The 5,470-nt window shown below is 57.7% G+C and carries 6 protein-coding genes and 1 pseudogene; 3 read left to right on the top strand and 4 right to left on the bottom strand.

What is annotated here, in order from left to right:
* Positions 1 to 571 (top strand): molybdopterin cofactor-binding domain-containing protein (locus tag EN893_RS16805; protein ID WP_164900920.1); only part of this gene is annotated, 571 nt, incomplete at its 5' end.
* On the top strand, positions 559 to 804 hold the full coding sequence (locus EN893_RS16800; RefSeq protein WP_027035223.1) for a MoaD/ThiS family protein: 246 nt from the start codon (positions 559 to 561) through the stop codon (positions 802 to 804). The genes EN893_RS16805 and EN893_RS16800, both read left to right, overlap by 13 nt.
* A 144-nt stretch (positions 805 to 948) precedes the next feature.
* On the opposite strand, the gene EN893_RS16795 is transcribed toward EN893_RS16800, so the two are convergent.
* Entirely contained in the window at positions 949 to 2,271 is a 1,323-nt protein-coding gene (locus tag EN893_RS16795; protein WP_127266994.1) for a hypothetical protein, read from the bottom strand.
* A 167-nt stretch (positions 2,272 to 2,438) separates the two neighbouring features.
* On the opposite strand from EN893_RS16795, the pseudogene EN893_RS16790 reads away from it, so the two are divergent.
* Positions 2,439 to 2,683, top strand: a pseudogene (locus EN893_RS16790) (MoaD/ThiS family protein).
* Between the two features lie 80 nt (positions 2,684 to 2,763).
* Here EN893_RS16790 and EN893_RS16785 read toward each other — a convergent pair.
* The 3 genes from EN893_RS16785 to EN893_RS16775 form a co-directional block, all read right to left on the bottom strand.
* Entirely contained in the window at positions 2,764 to 4,710 is a 1,947-nt protein-coding gene (locus EN893_RS16785; RefSeq protein WP_127266995.1) for a DUF3732 domain-containing protein, read from the bottom strand.
* Positions 4,707 to 5,195: a three component ABC system middle component gene (locus EN893_RS16780; RefSeq protein WP_127266996.1), complete on the bottom strand. Its 489-nt coding sequence runs from the start codon at positions 5,193 to 5,195 to the stop codon at positions 4,707 to 4,709. Before EN893_RS16780 ends, EN893_RS16785 begins: the two co-directional genes overlap by 4 nt.
* A partial coding sequence (locus EN893_RS16775) for an ABC-three component system protein (RefSeq protein WP_348632480.1) occupies positions 5,192 to 5,470 on the bottom strand: 279 nt, incomplete at its 5' end. The genes EN893_RS16780 and EN893_RS16775, both read right to left, overlap by 4 nt.

The raw sequence follows: 5,470 nt of genomic DNA, 5'->3' as shown, positions 1-5,470 counted from the left end.
GGGCGAGAAGCACGGCAATCTCGGCAAGCTGTCGCTGAAGGAGATCGCGGTCGAGTCGGGCAAGACCGGCGGGCCGATCGCCGGCCACAGCGAACTCGTCGCCGATGGCGCCGGCGTCTCCTTCGCCACCCATATCTGCGATATCGAGGTCGATCCCGAGACCGGCGCCACCAGGGTCATCCGCTACACGGTCGTGCAGGATGCGGGCAAGGCGGTGCACCCGACCTATGTCGAGGGACAGTACCAGGGCGGTGCGGCGCAAGGCATCGGCTGGGCGCTCAACGAGGAGTATATATACGGCAAGGACGGGCGGCTGCAGAACGCCGGCTTCCTCGACTACCGCATCCCGGTCTGCTCGGACCTGCCGATGATCGACACGCAGATCCTCGAAATCCCCAACCCCAACCACCCTTACGGGGTGCGCGGTGTCGGCGAGACGTCGATCGTGCCGCCGCTGGCGGCGATTGCCAATGCGGTGTCGAACGCCGCGGGCGTGCGCATGACGCACATCCCGATGTCGCCGCCGCGCATCCTGGCGGCGATCGAGGCGGAACGGGAATGGTCGAAGTAACGCTCTGGGGCTCGCTCGCCGCGACCGCCGGAGGCAACAGCAAGGTCGAGATCGAGGCCAAGGACATAAGGGAGCTGTTCAGGAAGCTGGCTGAACAGTATCCCGGCCTAGAGCCCTGGATCGACAAAGGCATCGCGGTTGCGATCGACGGGACGATCTATCGGGATACGTGGTCGAAGAAGCTGCCAGAGGGGGCGGAGATTTTTCTGTTGCCGCGACTGGCGGGGGGATGAGGGGGAGAGCCGGGCCTCGGCACCATCGCTTAACATCATGTCGTGGTGGGGCCGCAAGCGGACTGTCTGGTTTCGGGTGCCGATGGGTCGATACTAGGCATAGAACCTGCTGCTTGGCTGTTGTAGAGCTCGAACCGTCGGCGCCTATTCTGGAAATTGCTGGTTCCGCAGTCCATCCTGCGCTGCCTTCGCCGCGTTGCTACCCGCTGCCCAGATCCGATAGATCAGGTTGTCGTCTGCGAGGAAAAACTCGCCACCAAGCACCTCTGCGCCATCTTCCACGAGGCGCTTCTTCATGGCGTCCTCGCCGGCGATCGCAATTTCTGCACTCGCATATGGTGCGGTGTCGGGCTGAGGGCTTGGCTTGAAGACCTCCCAATGGAAGGCTCCTCTGGGATAGGCGCTCTGGATCTGATCGCGGCGCGCCTGCGGGCTCTTTGAGAAGCCTACTTTGATGATGTGTTTGTCTTCGACTTCATCATCCCGACGTCCCAGATAGGCTCCGATGTTACCCACGAGGCGGAGTATGTAGAGATGCTTCGGCCCGTTCGTCTCCCCGACCCAGTAAGGCCGTGAGGCCGGTCTCACGGCGCGGCTCGGGCTAAGCGCGGATTCGAGGGTCTGAATTGTCGGGTCCACGGGCTCCGTCTGCCCATAGACCGGCACTTCGTAGACGTCCAACTCATAGAGCTCTGCCGCCTCGTCGGCTGAGACGGGGACACCGTTTGCTCCTATGAGTTCTGCATTCGAGCCACGATAAGCCTGAGGAAACAACTCCTCCACTCGACGCCAATCCTCTGGAACGATGCGCCATGCCCTCGTCGCCTTTACCGCATAAAGCCACTTCCCACGGGAGTCCTGATCGCGCTCCTTTTCGGCCCAGCGATCCCCCGAGATGAACTCCTGCGCGTGACCGATCTCGTGGGAGATCTCAAGCACCCCGACAACCTTGCCGCGCATGTTTTCCGGGCCCTTTCCCTTGGTCACGTAGATCGCGACCAGTGTCCCCGGCTTGGAGTTGCTAAGGTAACGGGCCCGCCGAGCTTCGTCGGCAAATCCGATGCATCCCCAGCTGGCTGGATCGAAGCCCCAGAACGATGTCAGCCAGACCTGCCGGCCATCGGGTAGGGTATCGGTGGCCGGGGCGAGTTCTGGAACCGACGTCCAGTCAAACGCAAACACCTCTTGCTGGGCAGCCTCGATGTCTATAGCTCCGAGTGCGCTGCGGATGTATGCCATCGCATCTTCAGCTGGATGCCGCTCCCCCTTCTTCACCAGGATCGTCGTGAGAGGCGGCAGCCCACGATCCGCCAAATAGTGCAGAATGACCTCGAGATTTCGCCCAAGCCCGCGGCCCGTTGGATGGTTCCAGCCTACTGCCTCACCAACCTGCTGGTATGTCGTCCGCCTCTTATGCAAAGCCTTTGCAGCCAGGAAGCGGGCGATTTCGAATTGAAGCGTATCCATTCGTTACCCATCATTTCAAGTGAATGCTTAAAGGACCGATTTTTCATTACTTCCAGTGCACGCTGATGTGACGATCGACGTCTTCGTTCTTCAACTGTTTGTCACATTGCTAGTCGGCCTGGCGGCGATCGAGGCGGAACGGGAAGGCTAGGGCGAGGGGTGCGCTGATGGTCGAAGTCACCCCTTGGGGCGCCGTCGGCCAGCTTGCCGACGGCAAGAGCAAGGTCGAGGTCGAAGCCAAGGACATCAGGGAGCTGTTCAGGAAGCTGGCTGAACAGTATCCCGGCCTCGAGCCCTGGATCGACAAAGGCATCGCGGTGGCGATCGATGGGACGATCTATCGCGAGACGTGGTCGAAGGAATTGCCGCAGGGGGCGGAGATTTTCTGCTGCCGAGGCTGGCGGGTGGGTAGGCGGACAGCCGTATCCCCGCCGTCGACGACGCAGATCTGGCCAAGTGAATTGAAATAGCGAACACAACGCAAAGATTTCATTATGTGAGAGGAATATCAGGCCAGTCGTCGGGAACAAGAGCTGGCGGCTTAGTCCATGGCCCTTCAACCAACGCGGCTTGAAACCAATCGTCACGTAGGTTCGCGTGCTCAGTAACAATCAATTGGAAGCCGGGCGCATCTTGAATCGTGAACCGAGACAGGACCTCGAACAGCCGCCTAACGGCCTCCAGATCGGCATCCTTTTCAGTCTGTTCGATTGACCCTCCAGCTTCCGCGTAAGCCTTCTCCGAAGGAAAATATACCTGTGTCGGTTGGTCGATTAGCATGAATCTCGGTATGGGCTGACCGTAAGTCGAAGCGAACCGATGAAGGGCCAGTAGTGCGGCCAGATGATACGCCAAGTGATTTTCGCCGCCACCTGTCCTGTTCATATAGATCGGCCGACCAGGCCGATCTATAACGACAGTGAGATTGTGCAGGTCAAGGCGAGCCGGGTACTGGCCAAACTCACCACCGAGAGCGGCGATGTATCCAGACATATGCATAGAGATATTGCTGAGTGTCGATACCAAACGAGATTCTGTATCATCGGCGCCAAGCTTTCGTTCGAGACCTTCTACCTTGGCCTTGAGTCGGCGCTCCTCATTCTTAAGCTTCGTCATCTCGGTATCGGGTACAAGGTTCTCCAGAAACAAACTAATGCGACCGACCACACGTGAAGCGGCGTTGTTCCTGCTGCCCGTCTGGGCGATTACTTCGCTGGCCGCAATGGCGGAAGCTAGTTCCAACTCCCTGCTTCGGAGGTCGTCTCCTATCGAGACCACTTCCTTCTGCCGCTCGACCAAATAGGCTTCTAAGGCGGGCCGTTCGCCAGTCACAGCTATCAGTTCGCGATCCAAAGAGGCGAGTTCCGATAAAAGTGCCTCGGCAATAGGGGTTGTCATGCCGAGGTTGGCTTCTACAAATGGCCACTGCCATTCCCCTGTGGCCTTGTTGGAGGGGAGTGCCTTGATAGAACTCAAGCGATCCCGTTGCTCCGTAACTTCGCTCTGGAAACCTTCCGCTCGGCGGGCGAACTGCTGCGCGCTTTCTATCCGGCGCTGTGTCTCTCGACGTCGTTCCCTGAGATCGACCAAGTCGTTCTCGATGGTTGACACCCTTTGACCGTCGTCTTCGGGTGTAGGCGTTGGTTGCCAGTCAAGAGCCTGTCGGAGAAGATCGACGACCGCCACCTCGTCGCCGCCAATGGATCGTAGAATGCCAACGGCCCGAGCTTCCGACAGGAGGCCGATCGCGCGCTCCTCGGAACTGTCGATTGCTTCGTTGGCTTGCTGGACGAGCTTTGCATTTAAGCGAAGCTCGCGTTGCGCAATGCGCAGTTGGGATTCCAGTGTAAACTTGTCTCTACCAGACACCCCCAGCAGGATGGGTAGCGTGTCCTTGATCGCTTGCGGCTGGTGCGGCTCGTTCTGGCGATAGAACAACTGATCCTTGTTGGTTACAATCGCCTGTTTCTGGAACAGGTAGTAGAAGGTATGTTTTACGTTTGCATCGTAGCTGTCCCGACTGTTTTCAAGCGGAACATCGGTGGTATTCTCAGGAATGCCGAGCAACCCCGTTAGCAGAGCGACGACGCCGTCATCAGTGTCGTTGACTACGAGTTCGTTGAACGCTGGTGCATTTAGCACGGCTCCGCGGCGAACCATGACGGTACTTCCGCTTTGCGCACCAAGTACAGGAGCTGGTTTCGCCACGAGCACCTGTTCGCCCTCGAAACGATAAATAACCGCGTACCAAGTTACGTGATCCCGGATCACGCCTTCGGGCACGTTGAAGGTCGATCGTCCCATGCAATATTCGATGATATCCGAAAGGGCGGATTTGCCGGTGGAGGACCTGCCAGTAATTACGTTGAGGCCATCATGAAAGATCACATCCCGACGGCGGCCATCATTACTATATATATGGATTGACTTGATCTTCATGGTCTAATGCCCAGTGTGGTATAGATAGTTCCTCTATCACCAATGCGCGCGAACTCTTTTCCCAAGAACGCCGCAACGCGTTGACAAGCTATGGACTCAGGAGTGCCGTTAATAGTCTTTCGCACACCTTTTGGCTTGGAAAGCAACCGGCCGTCCGGCTGAACAGCCAGTGCATCGACATGCATGAGCAACCCGAGTGCTTCGAAAGTGAACGGAAGGATATCGGTGCAACGACGGTCGAATCCAACTTGGAGTTCCGGATGCTCCGCAACCACCTTCAAGAAATAACCGCGGTTTCCGCGCTGCAAAGTTTCACGAGACTGGCGCTGCAAACACAATGGCAAAATCAGCAGGGACAACGAGAATGGCATGCCTTCTTTGGCTTCCTCCTCGAACCCAGATAAAGCGCGAAAGAGCACAAGGCCACAAAATGCAGGGTTGAAGAGGTTGCGAATCTCAATTGGCCGCTCGCTCCAGCTTTTCATGCGGCAATGCCCAACAATTGAGCCAAGCGCTGCATGAATCGCGGATGCCAATAAACTCGGGGAGATGGAGTCGAATTGGCGAGAATATGGAAAGCACCGCGAACCACATATGGCTCCATGACGCGCTCCCGTATTCTTAGCCTTTCCGTTTCCATCTCTGCCCAAAGATAAAGCTCTTTGACGGCTGCAATGCATGCATCAGGTTGGCTATCATCGGTAATGGTCTCGAATGCGATCTCCCGATAATGTGCCCATTCCTCGACGAGACGGTCTTC

The organism is Mesorhizobium sp. M7A.F.Ca.CA.004.04.2.1 (genome assembly GCF_004022825.1).
Taxonomy (GTDB): domain Bacteria; phylum Pseudomonadota; class Alphaproteobacteria; order Rhizobiales; family Rhizobiaceae; genus Mesorhizobium.
The sequence above is the reverse complement of the archived record's forward strand: the minus strand, read 5'-3'. Positions and strand labels throughout refer to the sequence as shown.

Excerpts from the sequence above, each read along its gene's own strand:
- EN893_RS16800 (WP_027035223.1), top strand. The coding sequence starts at position 559 with ATGGTCGAAGTAACGCTCTGGGGCTCGCTCGCCGCGACCGCCGGAGGC.
- EN893_RS16795 (WP_127266994.1), bottom strand. The coding sequence starts at position 2,271 with ATGGATACGCTTCAATTCGAAATCGCCCGCTTCCTGGCTGCAAAGGCT.
- EN893_RS16785 (WP_127266995.1), bottom strand. The coding sequence starts at position 4,710 with ATGAAGATCAAGTCAATCCATATATATAGTAATGATGGCCGCCGTCGG.
- EN893_RS16780 (WP_127266996.1), bottom strand. The coding sequence starts at position 5,195 with ATGAAAAGCTGGAGCGAGCGGCCAATTGAGATTCGCAACCTCTTCAAC.